This is a genomic window from Gilliamella sp. B2772 (genome assembly GCF_026536985.1).
GTDB classification, from domain to species: Bacteria; Pseudomonadota; Gammaproteobacteria; order Enterobacterales; family Orbaceae; genus Gilliamella; species Gilliamella apicola_E.
Genome location: NZ_JAFNNB010000003.1, coordinates 1 through 16374, shown reverse-complemented (window position 1 = coordinate 16374; position 16374 = coordinate 1). Strand labels below are relative to the sequence as shown.

Sequence of the window (16374 nt, the reverse complement as noted above, 5' to 3'; positions counted from 1 at the left end):
AGGTGATTTTTTCTATCAATTCAGAAATATCTTTAATACAGTTAAAAATTTTCATAAAAATTACAATTTATTATCTTTAGTTATCATTGCAAATGAAATTAATACGATACAATGCTCAAAAAATAACAAAAACGAAAGGATGAAAAATTGGCAAAATTCTTTAGATTCAAATATATCGTTATCTTTATTGCCACTTTAGTTGTGCTTTATCTAGGAAAATTAATTTTTTTTCCTTCAGAGCAGGCCGTTAATTATATTACGTCACCAGTAACAAAAGGGAATGTTGAGAAAACGGTTCTTGCTGATGGCACTATAAGCGCTTTTAAACAAGTTAGTGTTGGTGCACAAGTTTCTGGACAAATCAAAAAATTGTATGTTGAACTTGGCGATGAAGTTAAGCAGGGAGATATGATAGCTGAGATTGATGATCTTAAACAAAGTAACGATCTCAAACAATCTGAAGCAAAATTAAACAGCTTGGAAGCTCAGCGTACATCTAAGCAAGCAAAATTAGTTAACTATCAACTAACTTATGAACGCCAATTAAAACTAGTTAAAAAAGGGGTTGGTGTCCAATCAGATTTAGATTCAGCAAAAGCCGATCTTGATGCAATCAAAGCTGATATTGCAGCGCTTGATGCAGATATTGTTAGCGCTCAAGTGGCAGTTGATACTGCAAAAGTTAATTTAGGTTATACCAAAATACGCTCACCAATTGATGGTGTTATTGTTGCCATTCCTGTCGACCAAGGGCAAACGGTAAACTCGGTACAAAGTGCTCCGACTATCGTTAAAGTCGCTCAATTGGATAAAATGACCATTGAAGCACAAATTTCGGAAGCCGATGTTATTGGTGTTAAAAAAGGTATGCCCGTTTATTTCACTATATTAGGACAACCAAACAAGCGGTTTGAGGGATTAACATTAAGATCGATTGAGCCTGCACCTGACTCAATTAATAGCGAAAACTCTACGTTAAGCTCATCATCTACCTCCAAAAGCGCAATTTATTACAATGGATTATTTGATGTTGATAATCCTGATCATCTTTTACGTATTTCAATGACAGCTCAAGTATATATTGTGTTAGCTGAAGCGAAAAATGTACTGACTATTCCATCCCAAGCTGTTCAAAAAAATTTAGCAGATAATAAAGCGATTATTTATCTACTTGATCAACATAATAATGTTGAAGAACGAGAAGTCAGTCTAGGTATCAATAATAATATCAATGTGGAAATCAAATCGGGACTTAAAGAAGGTGAAGTCGTCATTATTGGTAGTAACAATGGCGCATTATTTAATCCTAATGGACGCACGCCGAGGATAAGATTTTGATATGACAAATAATCCACTTATCAAACTTGAAAATATTGTTCGTGAATTTCCAGCCGGTGATTCAACCATACAAGTGCTTAAAAATATCAATTTAACGATTAATGCCGGTGAAATGGTTGCCATTATTGGTGCATCTGGCTCAGGCAAATCGACGTTAATGAATATTTTAGGTTGTTTAGATAAACCAAGCTCGGGGGGCTATACCATTGGAGGTCGTACCACCAATAAATTATCACCCGATGAATTAGCTGAATTACGTCGTGAACATTTTGGATTTATCTTTCAACGCTATCATTTATTAAGCGCCTTAACTGCACAAGGTAACGTTGAAATTCCCGCCATTTATGCAGGAATCACTAATGAACAACGAAAAAAACGAGCTATTGAAATATTAACGCGTTTAGGGCTTGAAGATAAAATTAGTAATAAACCCAGTCAATTATCAGGAGGTCAACAACAGCGTGTCAGTATTGCTCGAGCCTTAATAAATGGCGGACAAGTTATTTTAGCAGATGAACCAACAGGCGCACTTGACCGTAAAAGCGGATTAGAAGTTATGGCTATCTTGCGAGAACTTCATAAACAAGGGCATACGGTGATTATTGTAACGCATGATAGCAATATTGCCCAAAGTGCAGAGCGAATTATTGAAATCAGTGACGGAAATATTATCTCAGATTCAATCAATCCTAATTATCAGGTAGAAGAAAAAAAAGATAATCGCCAAGTTAAACAGATTGAAACCACTAAAACCCAAGACAACTTTCAAGCTAAATACAATCGTTTTCGAGACGCCTTTAATATGGCGATATTGTCGATGCGTTCTCAACGATTACGCACTTTTCTAACCATGCTTGGTATCATCATTGGCATAGCCTCTGTCGTTTCTATGGTTGCATTAGGAGAAGGCACAAAACAAAAAATACTCTCGAATATAAACTCATTAGGAACAAGCACGCTAGAGATTTATCCCGGTAGCGGATTTGGGGATCGTAATGCAGATAAAATTACCACCCTTCGCTCATCCGATGCTGACTTTTTAGCGAAACAGAATTTTGTTCATAGCACGACCCCAAATCTGGCAACATCAGTCTATTTTCGAGTCAAAAATTTGGCGATGACTGGTACAGTAAATGGTGTGGGAGAGCAATTTTTTGCCGTTCGTGGTTATAACATCACCCAAGGTATTGCTTTTGACCAAGCTAGTGTTGCATCATCAGCACAAGATGCCGTTATCGATGAAAATACCGTTAAACAGTTATTTAAGAATGAAAATCCAATTGGAAAAATTCTTATGGTGGGTCAATTACCGGTAAGAATAATCGGTGTTGCCGCCAAACAACAACAGGGATTTGGTAATAATGAGAGTCTTAATATCTGGTTACCTTATACCACTGTCATTAATCGCATGGTTGGACAAACATCGTTAAGAAGTATTACGGTTCGGATTAATGATAATGTTGATTTATCAGTTGCTGAACAAGCGATTAATAAAATCATGATACAACGGCATGGTGTTAAAGACTTTTTTATCTTTAATTCAGATAGCATCCGTGAAACGGTTAATTCTTCGGCTTGGCTATTAACATTATTAATCTCAGCCATTGCATTTATCTCACTGTTAGTGGGTGGGATTGGTGTTATGAATATCATGCTAGTATCCGTCACAGAAAGAACCCGAGAAATTGGCGTACGCATGGCAGTGGGTGCACGTTCAAGTGATATACTGCAACAGTTTTTAATCGAAGCAGTATTAGTGTGTCTAATCGGCGGAACATTAGGTATTTTATTATCATTTATGGTCGGTGGAATTTTTAATTATTTTGTCACAATATTTGCAATGCGTTTTTCAATCATTTCAATTATTGCTGCCTTTAGCTGTTCAAGTATAATTGGCATAATTTTTGGGTATTTTCCAGCAAAACGAGCCGCAAAACTTGATCCAATTTATGCATTAGAAAGAGAATAAAAAGCGCTGTTAAAATAAAATCCCTTTGCACGATAAACTGCAAAGGGATGACAATTTGTTAATAACTGTTTAAAAATTAATTATTTTGTTCTTCACTTTCAGTTTTTTTATCGTTTTCTACCTTAACATGCGGATCTAAATCCACTAAGTAGGCAGTAACTCTCGCATAATCTTTGACATAATCAGTGGTATTTTTAGTATTAAGACCACGCGAGTTCACAAAAAACTTACGATTAACCACAACAGTTGGAATTGACTCCGGTGTTAATTGATTATAGGCCTCAGTTTGTTGTGTCATAAACGCTTTAACTAAAAAACTTTGTTTGGTTTTATCAAACTGTTCAGCATCAACACCTAAGTCAGCAAAGACAGCTTTAATATCATCAGCAGTTTTTAATTTACGCTCGGTTTGCACTGCTTTATAAAGAGCATCTGACACTTTATCTTCAATACCTAATACATTAGCCACCGCCCATGCTTCAGCTAGCTCTTTAGCTAATGGACCAAAATTTTCTAAATGGTAACGTTTAAATTTAGTACCATTTGGTAAAGCTTTAGCAATCGCGTCTGTTGCATGATATTCGCTTTCAAATTTAAAACAGCTAGGACAATTGAATGAGAAAAACTCTACAACTTCTTTATCTGGAGAGGGTTCAAATGGTAAAACACCATATTGTTCACCTTGTTCAATCGGTTTTAATTGCTCAGCAACATTTGCTGTAGTTGGTTGAGTATCATTTTTATTATCTGCCGGCGCTTCTTGCGCAAAACAGGTTATAGAAGTTAATAATACTCCAATAGCAATAAGCGTTTTTTTCATTTAATTTATTCTCCTTATTCTTTAATAATTCCGCGAGCTTTTAATATTGCTGATTTAAAATCATCTTCATAATCTTTTTTTAATCCAGGTATAGCTTCGTTTTTATCTGAATTACGCATTTTTAAATGATAAATTAAAACTTCATCACTAAGATCTTTTAAATTACCCTCAAAACCAGCTTCTTTACCCAATTTATCTAAAAGCTGTAATAAATTGAGATCTGAATCATTTTCCCAAGCTGGTTGTAATAACTCAATTAACTCATCAATACGATGACATTTCATAATAACTACCTTTTAATTATTCAACTAAGTTGATAGGTGATGACATAAACCTTTATGTTAATCTTTACTTTACAATCTATATATTAATAAGCTTCTAGTATATACTCGGCTTTAAATTTCAATTGTCCATTTAGAGAGATTCATAAACATATATTTTTTATGTCTAAAAAATAACTTTGCTATATAGTAATGTTATTTTGCTTTTTGGCAATGTAAAAGAGAAAGAATTTATGGAAAAACTGCCTATTACTGCTATTATTTTAGCTGGTGGTCAGAGTAACCGCATGAATGGTGTGGATAAAGGCTTGATGTTATTAGCTGGGAAACCACTTTTTCAACATGTAATTGATCACATCAAACCTCAAGTCGATTTTATAATGATTAATTGTAATCAGCATGCTGATCAGTATGGCTCGCTAAACTACCCTATTTTTGGTGATGATTTAAAAGGATTTTTAGGGCCGCTTGCCGGAATCTATAGTGGCTTATTACGAAGCAATACAGATTGGAACTTATTTGTTAGTTGTGATACCCCTTTTTTACCAGATGATTTGCTCGCTCGATTAGCAAAATTTTCAGCTACTCATCAAGCTATTTTTCCTTTTGATGGTAAGGATAATCATCCAACCATTTTATTAATCAATAAATCTGTCATTGCTCAACTAAAAAAATATTTAGAAAACGGTGATCGCAAACTGATGCTGTTTTTAAAGAAGATTCATGCAACTGCTGTTGATTTTAGCGATACGCCTACTAGTTTTATCAATATTAATACAGTTGATATGCTAGAAAGTGCCAATTTGGCAATTGAGGCGAATAAATAAATCACAAATCGGGCCTTTTTATGCATTAGCTTATTGATTTTTTTGTTTAAAAACCCCGTTCCTCAACTTTTTTTATATTTTAATTATTAACAGTTTGATAGATAAAAACTTACTGTCATTTTTTAAGCAATTTTTTTAATTCTTGAGCAAAGCTTTCTATTTCAACTTCTTGTGTTGACCACGAAGTGCAAAAACGTAAACAAATATGGTTTGGATCACTTTGCCCTAAATTATCCACAGCATAACGTGAAGTAATTTTTTTGGCTAATTGATTCGGTAAATTGACAAACAGCTGGTTGGTTTGTGGTTTGGCTGCAAAGGTGAATCCCTCATTTTCAAATAAGTTTGTAAGTTTTTCAGCCATCATATTGCTATGTTTGCCTAATGAAAGATAAAGGTTATTTTGCATTAACGCTTTAAATTGTACAGCTATAATCCAACTTTTAGCTAATATTGCTCCTTTTTGTTTCATATTAAAACGGAAGTCGCGATTAATATTATGATTATTAAATACCAACGCTTCACCAGCAAAACCACCAACTTTAGTGCCACCAATATAAAATACATCGGTATATTTGGCTAAATCAGGGAAAGTAATGTCATTATCTTTAGCGCCTAATGCCATAGCTAAACGCGCACCATCTAAATAAAGATATAAATGATTTTTTTGACAAAATTGATACAGTTTTTTTAGCTCTTGTTTGGTATATAGGGTACCTAATTCGGTAGTGTTGGAAATGTATATGAGCTTTGGTTGGACCATGTGCTCGTCACAATGATAATCTAAAACAGGTTTTATGGATTCTGGTGTTAATTTTCCATCTTCAGTTTTCACCGTTACAACCTTATGCCCTGTGGCTTCAATTGCACCCGTTTCATGCACATTGATGTGTCCGGTTTCCGCTGCAATCACAGCCTGATATGGTTTTAGCATATGTGAAATGGTTGTTAAATTGGTAATTGTCCCACCAGCCATAAAATGTATGTCTGCATTCGGGGATTTTAATCTTTTCCTAATCTGATCGATTGCATCATTACAACAATCATCTAAGCCATATCCAATCAACTTTTTATTATTGATATTGATAAATTCTTCTAACAATTTAGGGTGTACTGTTTGATTATAATCATTTAAAAAATCGTACATATCATTAATCTTGTATAAAATAATATTTACGTTTAAATATAGCACGTTATTGTTGAGAATCTATGAATAATAAAAAAATTATTGGTATTACTGGATATAGTGGATGTGGTAAAACCACTTTGCTAAAAAAGATTATTCAGTTAATGGTTTTGCAAAATATTAAAGTAGGTTCATTAAAACATGCCCATCATGATATTGAGTTAGATATCCCTGGTAAAGATAGTTATGAGCTACGCAAATCGGGGGCATTACAAACTATTGTTGCCTGCGATAAACGTTACGCATTGATTGAAGAAACACCAGATACCCCAGCAGATCTAAAAACGCTTATTAATCGGTTTACCGATGTTGATGTGATATTAATTGAGGGATTTAAAGATGAACAAATTCCTAAAATTATGTGTCATCTAAAACAATGTCAAAAACCATTATTTATTGATGATTTCACCATTGCTGTTGCTAGCGATGAGCCGTTAATAACATCTTTACCTGTATTAGATATTAATCAACCAGAGCAAATTGTGAATTTTATAAATAATTATTTATTTTGCCGTTAATATATCGTATTTTACTTAACTGTTTTTTTAACTAATATTATCATTATGAAATTTCGACTAAGAAAAACTATAAGCATTGCCAAGAAAGTCCTAATTGGATTAATGCTTTTCTCTGTTTTTCTTATTCTGCTTATGCGTTGGGTTAATCCTTGGGGTTCCATGCTGATGGTCGAAAGAAAGATCGCTAACTGGAATATTAATCAACAACGAATTTGGAAAGATTGGGATCAAATTTCAGATAATATTAAGATTGCCGTTATAGCTGCTGAAGATCAGCAATTTGCCAATCATTGGGGATTTGATTTTAAGGCAATAAACCGTGCGCTAAATTATAATAAAAATAATAGAAAAATCCGTGGCGCCAGTACCATCACTCAGCAAGTTGCGAAAAATATTTTTTTATGGTCATCGCGAAATTGGATCCGCAAAGGTGTTGAATCATGGTTCACAGTTTGGATTGAGCTTATTTGGTCAAAGCAACGGACACTTGAGATTTATTTAAATAGCGTTGAATGGGGGGAAGGGATTTTTGGTATTGAGGCCGCTTCACGCCACTACTTTGGTGTCAGTGCAAAGCAATTAACCAAAGAGCAAGCTAGTTTACTGGCTGCAATTTTACCTAATCCTAGAAAATGGAGTCCAGTTAATCCTAATATCCTTACACAAAAAAAAGCAAAATGGATCCTAGGCCAAATGGAAAATTTAGATACGAAAAAATATTTGAAGAAACTTAATTAATTAACGCTTAATGTTTCTACAAATTCAGGCACAATTTTACTTGCTGGGCCGTAAATTTTGGTTTGAAATAAACTTTCCCCCAAACTCTGCTCTAAATTGAGCTCAACAGTTTTTGCCCCCGATTGATTAGCAACCTCTACAAAACCCGCTGCCGGGTAAACATTGCCCGATGTACCAATCGAAATAAAATAGTCAGCTTGTGAAAGCGCATGGTAAATTTTATTCATCTCTAATGGGATTTCACCAAACCATACTATGTGAGGACGAATAAGCTTATTTTTTACATAATCCACATCTTGATGACAATCAATAATTTGCCCGGTTTGCTCATTACGAACTTTCAATAATTCGCCATGCATGTGAATAATATTTTTAGAACCCGCCCGCTCATGAAGATTATCAACATTTTGTGTCACAATTAATACATTTTCACTGCCGAGCTTATGTTCAAGCTCAGCTAAAGCAAAATGCGCTAAGTTTGGTTTTACCTCAGGGCTTTGTAATTTTTTTCGTAGCATATTATAGAAAGAATGGACCGCAATGGGATCGCGACTATAACCTTCATAGGTTGCAACATCATTAACATCATACCCTTCCCACAATCCATTTTGTGCACGGAATGTCGATAGTCCAGATTCCGCAGAAATACCCGCACCAGTTAAGATAACAAATTTAGGTTTTTGCAGCATATCTATCTTCCTTCTTATTAATAAGCCTTATTATCAATGAAACAGATTATTGACTATATTCTGTCGTAAATATATGTAAGGCTGGTTTGCTTAACTTTTGATATTGACTATAAGCTGTTGCTACTTCAAATTTTATTTCATCTTTTGATTTACCATCCAACCAACTATTGATCATAGCATGAATACTATAAGCTTCTGGCGCCATACGGTGCAAGGTTAAGATCAACGGGTTAATACCTAAACGAGATAGTGGTGGTGTAAAATATTTCTGACTTTTACAAGCAAATACTGCTGCATAGCGTGATTTTTGTTTTTCTTGTACATTTTTGGGCAAAGTGTCCCAGCGTAAATTATCGGGTAAATAATTTCGCCATGACCACTCCATTAAGGAGTCATGACCAATATAAATAACTAAATTGGCTTTTCCCCCTGCGATAATTTGAGTATTATCGATTGAATAAGACGCTTCTTTCTTCCCAGCTGAATAGGTTATAAAATCATTAACAGCATCATCAATATATTTACCATCATAAGCCTGTGCTATAATATAGACATCTTTTGTTTTATGTTTATAAATTATTTCTTCCAAAATTTTACTATTCTCTGGTTTATTTATTTTTATCTGTTGCCACTCTTTTTGTTTATCAAAATAGGTTTTAAAACCATAGGCCGCCCCCCAATAAAGATTATTTTTTGGATCTTGACCATTACCAATTGCTTTAGGAACCGGAGCTATTCGCTGATATTTGTTATCACATAAAGCGACAACAACATGAATCACTTTTGAATCAGCAAAACATGAAAAAGATAAAACTAAACACATTATTGGTATTAATAATAGATATTTACTCATTTTCTCCATTTATTATCAAATCTCCATTCACTTCGTATTTTACAATTACATTATTTTTATACATCATTTCAGAACGAATACATACCGGGGCACCACCGACATTGTTTTTGGTCATGGTATCTCTCCAGATTTCATTTTTTCTATAGATAACACCTTGCCTTTTAATAAAGGCATGCTGCTTTTCATAAACATGATAGCTGTATAGTCTTTCTTCATCACATAATAGCTCACCTTCTAGTTGGTGCTCTCCAACATAAAGCATAATTTGAAATGTTTTATCGGTAGGATTATAAATAATAAGATCAATATAATTATAAAAAACAGCGGCACCCGAACCAAAAGGCAACACTCGACCATCATCAGGAAAAGGATCAAAGCTATGATTTGCTCGTTCAACTATTTGGAGTTCTGAATGGAGAGCTAACCAATGAATTAGATTACTAATCTGGCATATACCACCACCAATACCGGAACGAGCTACACCAAATGAAAGTTCCATTCCATTCAAAAATCCTCGCTTTTTAGTTGGTTTTCCGACTAATCGGCAAAACGAGAAATATTCACCAGGTTTAATTAAGATTCCATTTAACGAATCAACGGCAATTTTTAGGTTTGTGACTTTATTGTATTGAAGCTGAATATCGCTGTTACCCAATCGACATATTAATTTAGAGGTATGTTTTTTATAGCGAAAAGGTAAACGTAAATCATGACTACGTTTTAAGCTATATTGACGTGAAGAACAATACCAAAACAAATGACGAAACAAGCGACGCTGATTTACCCTTAACCAATAAAGTAAGGGATGATAACTGGATAAAGGTTTAGACATTAATTGTTTTTTATCTTAAATTCCAATAAGATAAATTATAACATTAGTACTATCTTTTTGAGAGAAGAGATACATAAACTTTTAATAATAAATTAAAATCTATCTTAAAGAAGTTGTATTATGATTTAGTACGTTAAGGATGAATAAAATGAAAACAATAGGTTTAATCGGTGGAATGAGCTGGGAAAGTACCGTAACTTATTATCAAGTGATCAATCAAATGGTAGGACAATCATTAGGGGGATTACATTCAGCGAAAACGCTTTTATATAGTGTAGACTTTCAAGAAATTGAACATTGCCAAGCCAATGGTGAGTGGGATAAAAGTGCGCTTATTTTAATTGATGCAGCGAAAAGACTAGCATTAGCTGGGGCAGATTTCATCGTGATTTGTACTAATACTATGCATAAAGTCGCAGATCAGATTAAAGCTGCCATTGATATTCCCATTCTTCATATTGCTGATGTTACGGCACAGCACTTAATCAAAGAAAATATTCAAACCGTTGCTTTACTTGGAACAAAATATACGATGGAACAAGACTTTTATAAATCAAAACTGATTAATAAAGGTTTAAAAGTGCTTATTCCCGATGAGCAAGATAGAATGATCATCAATCAAATTATCTATGATGAACTCTGCCATGGCATAATTAAGCCAAGCGCTAAACAAGCTTATCTTGATATTATTGATAAACTTGTTAAGCAAGGAGCACAAGGCGTTATACTGGGTTGCACTGAAATTGGCTTGTTAATCCAACAGGCAGATTGCCTGACGCCATTTTTTGATACCGCTTTATTGCATGCCGAGGAAGCCGCCTTATTTGCAATAAGTTAATCATTTACTCTTTATCAGTATATTCTAATATATCACCCGGTTGGCAATCTAAGTGTTTACAGATTGCCTCGAGGGTTGCCAGTCTGAATCCTTTTACTTTACCTTGCTTTAGTAATGATAAATTTTGTTCAGTAATACCGATTGCGGCTGCCAAGTCTTTGGATTTAACTTTGCGTTTAGCCAGCATTACATCTAAATTTATAATAATTGCCACATTAAGATCCTATTAAATCGTTTTCTAGGTTAACGTCATTGTATCGTACTCAACGTTATTATTTATATGCCATATTTAGATAAACTGTCTATTTTCTTCAGCGATCTGACAGGCCTTTTTTAAGATCTGACCAATTAGCATAATACTGATTGCTAAAAGTAATGTCATAAAATCTTCGCTAGTAAACGATACCGTAAAATAACGCTCAGGTTGATTGTAACTTAATATTGCCGTTATTACCGGTTCTGAAAGTACGCCCATTACCGCCCAAATCACCAAAAATTTACCAAAGTTATAACAGTATTTTGTTGATTTAACAGAAAAATAGTCTGCTTGCGCAAAATTAACCAGCATTAATCGTAGTTGATTAAAAGCATAAATTAAAATAACAATTCTGCCGGTATCAATAAGTGTTGCTAAGGCAGCTTGCCAAAAGTTTAGGTCTGTAGAAATGTCGATGCTATCATCCATTGTCGTGGAAATGAAAAAAGAATATCCATCCGATCCAAACCCAATATTGTTCTTATCAAAAAAGTAAAATAACAAAGGCGATATCGTTCCAATCAGCATACATAATAAGATAGGGATCAAAATTAATACTGACATCAATTTACAATATTGATTTAAGCGAGTCTGATTTTTAGCTATATCTGTGTTCATTTTTATTTCCTTTTGGTTAAATTTACCAAATAGAGTATAAGCTGAGGGAAATAAAAAAACAACAATTTATTAAAGTGAAACGATAATAATTTATCGTTATTCACTTATTTGTGATTATAAAAAAGCCTTACTGTTTAACGGCAAGGCTTCAAAAAATTAACTAATTATTTATGCTTCAATAGCAACACGTAGTTTTTTCATTGCATTTTTTTCGAGTTGGCGTATACGCTCAGCCGAAACACTATATTTATCAGCCAAAACCTGCAATGTTGATTTGCTATCATCAGCATCTAACCAACGCGCTTTAATAATATCTTGGCTACGCTCGTCTAATTGAGATAATGCATCATGTAATTTATCAGTTGCATCATTTTCCCAATTGTCATTTTCAATTGATTTAGAAAAATCAGAATTAACATCTTCTAAATAAAGCGCAGGAGCAACAATTGAATTATCATCGTCATCACTATCAATATCAAATGACATATCTTGCGCTGACATTCGTGATTCCATCTCTAGTACATCTTTACGACTTACGCCAAGCTCATCAGCAACCATATCAACTTCAGCACTATTAAACCAACCTAAACGTTGTTTATTTTTTCTCAAATTAAAAAATAATTTTCTTTGCGCTTTAGTGGTTGCGACTTTTACAATACGCCAGTTTTTTAGTACGTATTCGTGAATTTCAGCTTTTATCCAGTGTACCGCAAAAGAGACTAAACGTACTCCCATTCCTGGATTAAAACGACGTACCGCTTTCATTAAACCAATGTTACCTTCTTGAATCAAATCAGCTTGTGGTAAACCATAACCAGAATATCCACGCGCAATATGCGCAACAAAGCGTAAATGAGACAAAATTAATTGTCTTGCTGCATCAACATCATCATGATAATAAAGTCTTTCACCTAGAGACTTTTCTTCCTCAGCTGTTAGCATCGGATAAGTATTTATCATACGAAGATATGATTCAATATTTCCTTGTGGGATTAAAGCACCTGCTTGCATTTTTAAATCAGTACTCATTTAATTCCCCCCTTAAATTAGACTAATTTTGTTACATCTTACTTGTGTAACAATTTAAATTCTTTCTTTTAATTTAGACCACTAAAAAGTGATTTAGTTCACATTTTTATCATAATTTTTATTATGTAGGATCTGGTAAAAATGGCAAATATTTAATTCACCATTATGAAGCTATAACCATTTTATTCAAATACTTTTTAGTAGCAATAAATGCTGAAAACCAACCTATAATCATCGAGAATAAGATAATTAATAAGCTTTCATCCCATGAAAGACCATTTATATTAACTATTGTTCCAAAAACATCCGATACATGCAACATGGTTGAATCTATTTGAAGGATAAATACTTTCGATAGAACCAAAGCCAAAATAGCACTAATTAATCCAGTAAAAATACCATTATATAAAAATGGTCGTAAAATAAAGCCTTCCGTTGCCCCAATCAATTGCATAACCATAATCGTTTGCCTGCGAGCAAATATATTTAACCGAATGCTATTCCCAATAACCAGTGACACAGCAATGATCATAAAGATTGAAATCGTCCATACTATTGATTTGACCATATTGGTTAATGCTGTTAATCGCGTAAACCAGCTGTCATCAAGCTGTACATCATCGACACCATCTATATTTCGTAATTGTGCTTGTAGATCATGTAATTTATTAGTTTGCTTAGCTTCTTCAACTGGAAAAATGATAGCAACTGCAGGCAATGGATTGTCAGCAAGTAAATCAAGTGCATCATCAAATCCTGACCAAGTTTTGAATTCATCGCGTGTTTCATCTCGAGAAAGATAAGTCACATTTTGAACTTCAGGAATCGTTTTAAATTGGTCAATTAAATTATTAGTTTGCTCTGGCGTTAGTGTTTTATTTATATAAACTGTTACGTTAGGAGTTGGATACCATTGCTCTGCTGCTTGATTTGCATTTTTTAATAGTAAATAGCCTATTGTCGGTAAAGTAATTGAAATAGCAATAACAAAAATAGTCAGCAAAGAGGCAAATATATTTTGATAAAAATAGTTAAATACATTATGCCATGCATAGCCAATCTGCCTTTTCCACCGCCCTAGAAAGCTATTATTCTTTTTTTGTTTAGATGGTTTAATCTTGGCCTTTATCATCAACTTTTAACCTCTAAACGTCCTTGATTTAAATTGAGTATTCGATGGTGTTTTCGACGAATAAGCCCCATGTTATGCGTTGCCATCAGTACAGTTACACCAGTCTGGTTAAACTCTTCAAATAATTTCAATATATCTTTTGAAAGTTTATCATCTAAATTACCAGTAGGTTCATCAGCAAGTAATACGGTTGGGCGATTAACAATAGCTCGAGCTATTCCTACGCGCTGCTGCTCCCCGCCAGATAACTGTATTGGATAAAATTTCATTTTATCAATCAATCCAACTTTATCTAATGCTGCTGAAACTCGTCTTTTAATTTCTTCGGCTGGTTTTCCTAAAATGATTAATGGAAAAGCCACATTCTCATAAACAGTATGATCTAATAATAATTGGTGATCTTGAAATATCATACCTATTGTACGACGCAAAAACGGCACTTGATGTTTTTTTAAACGAGAAACATCAACACCATTAAGTAATACTTTACCATCATTCGCTTTTTCTAAACCACAAATCAAACGCATTAATGTGCTTTTACCTGCACCTGAATGGCCTGTTAAGAAAACCATTTCCCCTTGCGATAAAGTAAATGTTATATTTTGCAAAGCTGGCTTTCCACCAGAATAAACTTTACTAACACGTTCAAATCGAATCATGATTTATCTCTATTCTTCTGCTTCATCAAACAGTGCGTTAATAAAATCATCAGCAACAAATGGTCTTAGGTCTTCTATTTTTTCACCGACACCGATATAACGGATTGGAATATTAAACTGATCAGCAATGCTGAATATAATACCACCTTTCGCAGTACCATCTAATTTAGTCAATGTCATCCCTGTTACACCAACAGCTTCATTAAATAATTTAGTTTGGCTAATAGCATTTTGGCCTGTTCCTGCATCTATTGTTAACATGATTTCGTGAGGAGCAGTTTCATCTTGTTTTTTTATTACTCGTACAATCTTTTTTAATTCATCCATCAGATGTGATTTATTTTGCAAACGTCCTGCAGTATCAGCAATTAATACATCAATATTTTTCGCTTTTGCAGCTTGAATGGCATCAAAAATTACCGATGCAGAATCAGCATTAATGTGTTGTGCGATTACTGGGATATTATTACGTTCACCCCAAACCTGTAATTGTTCAACAGCAGCAGCGCGAAAAGTATCGCCAGCTGCAAGCATAACTGATTTACCTTGTTGTTGAAATTGACGAGCTAATTTGCCAATTGTCGTCGTTTTTCCAACACCGTTTACACCAACCATCAATATAACAAAAGGTTTATGACTTTCTATATTTAGAGGTTGTTGAGCACCATCTAAAATAGATTTCATTTCATTTTTTAATAGATCATGTAATGCATCAGCATCTTTTAATTCTTTTCTTGAAGCTTGTTGTGTTAATGTGCTTATTAATTTTTGTGTGGTATCGAAACCAACATCAGCAATGATCAATTGCTCTTCTAATTCTTCAAACAGTTGATCATCGATCTTTTTTCCTTTAAATAAGCTAAGAAAACCAGATCCTATATTTTGTTTAGTTTTAAAAAGACCTTTTTTTAAACGAGAAAAAAAACCTTCTTTTTTTTGTTCAATCATAAATAACTTATCCCATGATCAATATCAATGATCATTTTATCTTAGTTTTATTATAAAGCCCAACGTATTCGATCAAAGAGAGTCATATTATTGATCTATTTGATCCTTGAATCTTTTAAGGATCGTGAATTAAATTTAATTATTTAATATAAAGATCGTTGAGAGTAATAGATCGCCATTCGCCTTGGGGTAGGTTGTGAGTAAATAAATTATACTTGCCAATCTGAACTCGAATTAAACGTAAGCAAGGAAATCCAACGGCGGCACACATTCTTCTAACTTGTCGATTTTTTCCTTCTGTTATAGTAATACTTATCCATGAAGTGGGAATTGTTTTGCGTTCTCGAATAGGTGGGACTCGTTGCCACAAATTAATAGGCTCTTCCAAAAAATCCACGATTGCAGGTGCGGTGTGAAATTCCTTTAATTGTACACCACTGATTAATTTATCAATCGCTTGCTTATCAATTAACCCTTCAACTTGTACCCAATAGGTTTTAGGTAATTTAAATTTTGGAGAACTAATTTTAGACTGCAATTTACCATCATTGGTCAGTAATAATAATCCTTCACTGTCAGTATCTAAACGACCAGCAGGATAAAATCTAGGCATGGATATATAATCTTTTAATGTCTGATATTTTTCATGAGCAGAAAACTGTGTCACGACATTAAATGGTTTATTAAAAGCGATTAATGAACTCATTCTATCCTCAGAAGAATTAAATAACCTTAGAATGCAAAAAAGCCCAGCATTGCTGCTGGGCTTTCGCTCTAATTTAAAAGTCTGGCGGCACCCTACTCTCACATGGGTAATACCCACACTACCATCGGCACTACGGC

The 16374-nt window shown here is 33.9% G+C and carries 18 protein-coding genes and 1 pseudogene; 6 read left to right on the top strand and 13 right to left on the bottom strand.

What is annotated here, in order from left to right; translation table 11 throughout:
* The first annotated feature begins 147 nt into the window (after nucleotides 1-147).
* On the top strand, nucleotides 148-1338 hold the full coding sequence (locus J3T98_RS07845) for an efflux RND transporter periplasmic adaptor subunit (RefSeq protein ID WP_267331090.1): 1191 nt from the start codon (nucleotides 148-150) through the stop codon (nucleotides 1336-1338).
* A 1-nt stretch (nucleotide 1339) separates the two neighbouring features.
* Nucleotides 1340-3307 (top strand): MacB family efflux pump subunit, encoded by a 1968-nt coding sequence (locus J3T98_RS07840; RefSeq protein ID WP_267362564.1) that lies wholly within the window; start codon nucleotides 1340-1342, stop codon nucleotides 3305-3307.
* Nucleotides 3308-3383: 76 nt separating this feature from the next.
* On the opposite strand, the gene J3T98_RS07835 is transcribed toward J3T98_RS07840, so the two are convergent.
* Nucleotides 3384-4127, bottom strand: a complete 744-nt coding sequence (locus J3T98_RS07835; RefSeq protein WP_267362563.1) for a DsbA family protein — start codon at nucleotides 4125-4127, stop codon at nucleotides 3384-3386.
* A gap of 14 nt (nucleotides 4128-4141) precedes the next feature.
* A complete protein-coding gene (locus J3T98_RS07830; RefSeq protein WP_267362562.1) occupies nucleotides 4142-4411 on the bottom strand; it encodes a YihD family protein in 270 nt (89 codons plus the stop codon).
* A gap of 230 nt (nucleotides 4412-4641) precedes the next feature.
* Here J3T98_RS07830 and mobA point away from each other — a divergent pair, with 230 nt between their 5' ends.
* Nucleotides 4642-5235, top strand: coding sequence for a molybdenum cofactor guanylyltransferase MobA (gene mobA / locus J3T98_RS07825; RefSeq protein WP_267362561.1), 594 nt, complete (start codon nucleotides 4642-4644; stop codon nucleotides 5233-5235).
* A gap of 115 nt (nucleotides 5236-5350) precedes the next feature.
* On the opposite strand, the gene J3T98_RS07820 is transcribed toward mobA, so the two are convergent.
* Nucleotides 5351-6382: a threonine aldolase family protein gene (locus J3T98_RS07820; RefSeq protein WP_267362560.1), complete on the bottom strand. Its 1032-nt coding sequence runs from the start codon at nucleotides 6380-6382 to the stop codon at nucleotides 5351-5353.
* A 62-nt stretch (nucleotides 6383-6444) separates the two neighbouring features.
* On the opposite strand from J3T98_RS07820, the gene mobB reads away from it, so the two are divergent.
* Together mobB and mtgA are read left to right on the top strand one after the other, a co-directional pair.
* Nucleotides 6445-6939, top strand: coding sequence for a molybdopterin-guanine dinucleotide biosynthesis protein B (gene mobB, locus J3T98_RS07815; protein ID WP_065563835.1), 495 nt, complete (start codon nucleotides 6445-6447; stop codon nucleotides 6937-6939).
* A 45-nt stretch (nucleotides 6940-6984) separates the two neighbouring features.
* Nucleotides 6985-7677 carry a monofunctional biosynthetic peptidoglycan transglycosylase gene (gene mtgA, locus J3T98_RS07810; protein WP_065563836.1) on the top strand — a complete coding sequence of 231 codons (693 nt, stop codon included), beginning with the start codon at nucleotides 6985-6987 and terminating at the stop codon, nucleotides 7675-7677.
* Here mtgA and cobB read toward each other — a convergent pair.
* From cobB to J3T98_RS07795, 3 genes are read right to left on the bottom strand one after another with little or no spacing between them, the layout of a single operon-like run.
* Nucleotides 7674-8366 carry a Sir2 family NAD+-dependent deacetylase gene (gene cobB / locus J3T98_RS07805; protein WP_267362559.1) on the bottom strand — a complete coding sequence of 231 codons (693 nt, stop codon included), beginning with the start codon at nucleotides 8364-8366 and terminating at the stop codon, nucleotides 7674-7676. The genes mtgA and cobB overlap by 4 nt on opposite strands.
* 46 nt (nucleotides 8367-8412) lie before the next feature.
* Nucleotides 8413-9219 (bottom strand): hypothetical protein, encoded by an 807-nt coding sequence (locus J3T98_RS07800; RefSeq protein ID WP_267362557.1) that lies wholly within the window; start codon nucleotides 9217-9219, stop codon nucleotides 8413-8415.
* Nucleotides 9212-10051 carry a VanW family protein gene (locus tag J3T98_RS07795; RefSeq protein WP_267362555.1) on the bottom strand — a complete coding sequence of 280 codons (840 nt, stop codon included), beginning with the start codon at nucleotides 10049-10051 and terminating at the stop codon, nucleotides 9212-9214. The genes J3T98_RS07800 and J3T98_RS07795 overlap by 8 nt, the downstream gene beginning before the upstream one ends.
* Nucleotides 10052-10199: 148 nt before the next feature.
* On the opposite strand from J3T98_RS07795, the gene J3T98_RS07790 reads away from it, so the two are divergent.
* The gene (locus tag J3T98_RS07790) at nucleotides 10200-10889 is read left to right on the top strand and encodes an aspartate/glutamate racemase family protein (protein ID WP_267362554.1); all 690 of its coding nucleotides are present in this window, start codon (nucleotides 10200-10202) and stop codon (nucleotides 10887-10889) included.
* 4 nt (nucleotides 10890-10893) lie between these two features.
* Here J3T98_RS07790 and J3T98_RS07785 read toward each other — a convergent pair whose 3' ends face one another.
* The 7 genes and pseudogenes from J3T98_RS07785 to J3T98_RS07755 form a co-directional block, all read right to left on the bottom strand.
* Nucleotides 10894-11103, bottom strand: coding sequence for a helix-turn-helix domain-containing protein (locus J3T98_RS07785; protein ID WP_065733542.1), 210 nt, complete (start codon nucleotides 11101-11103; stop codon nucleotides 10894-10896).
* 75 nt (nucleotides 11104-11178) lie between these two features.
* A complete protein-coding gene (locus J3T98_RS07780) occupies nucleotides 11179-11763 on the bottom strand; it encodes a DUF2975 domain-containing protein (RefSeq protein WP_267332154.1) in 585 nt (194 codons plus the stop codon).
* 168 nt (nucleotides 11764-11931) lie between these two features.
* Nucleotides 11932-12792, bottom strand: a complete 861-nt coding sequence (gene rpoH / locus J3T98_RS07775) for an RNA polymerase sigma factor RpoH (RefSeq protein WP_065733540.1) — start codon at nucleotides 12790-12792, stop codon at nucleotides 11932-11934.
* Nucleotides 12793-12955: 163 nt separating this feature from the next.
* Nucleotides 12956-13924, bottom strand: coding sequence for a permease-like cell division protein FtsX (gene ftsX, locus J3T98_RS07770; RefSeq protein WP_267362553.1), 969 nt, complete (start codon nucleotides 13922-13924; stop codon nucleotides 12956-12958).
* Nucleotides 13924-14583 (bottom strand): cell division ATP-binding protein FtsE, encoded by a 660-nt coding sequence (gene ftsE, locus J3T98_RS07765; protein WP_267362552.1) that lies wholly within the window; start codon nucleotides 14581-14583, stop codon nucleotides 13924-13926. Before ftsE ends, ftsX begins: the two co-directional genes overlap by 1 nt.
* A gap of 9 nt (nucleotides 14584-14592) precedes the next feature.
* A pseudogene (gene ftsY, locus J3T98_RS07760) lies at nucleotides 14593-15516 on the bottom strand (signal recognition particle-docking protein FtsY); the annotation flags it as partial.
* A 154-nt stretch (nucleotides 15517-15670) separates the two neighbouring features.
* Nucleotides 15671-16237 (bottom strand): pseudouridine synthase, encoded by a 567-nt coding sequence (locus tag J3T98_RS07755; protein ID WP_065733537.1) that lies wholly within the window; start codon nucleotides 16235-16237, stop codon nucleotides 15671-15673.
* Nucleotides 16238-16374: the final 137 nt, after the last annotated feature.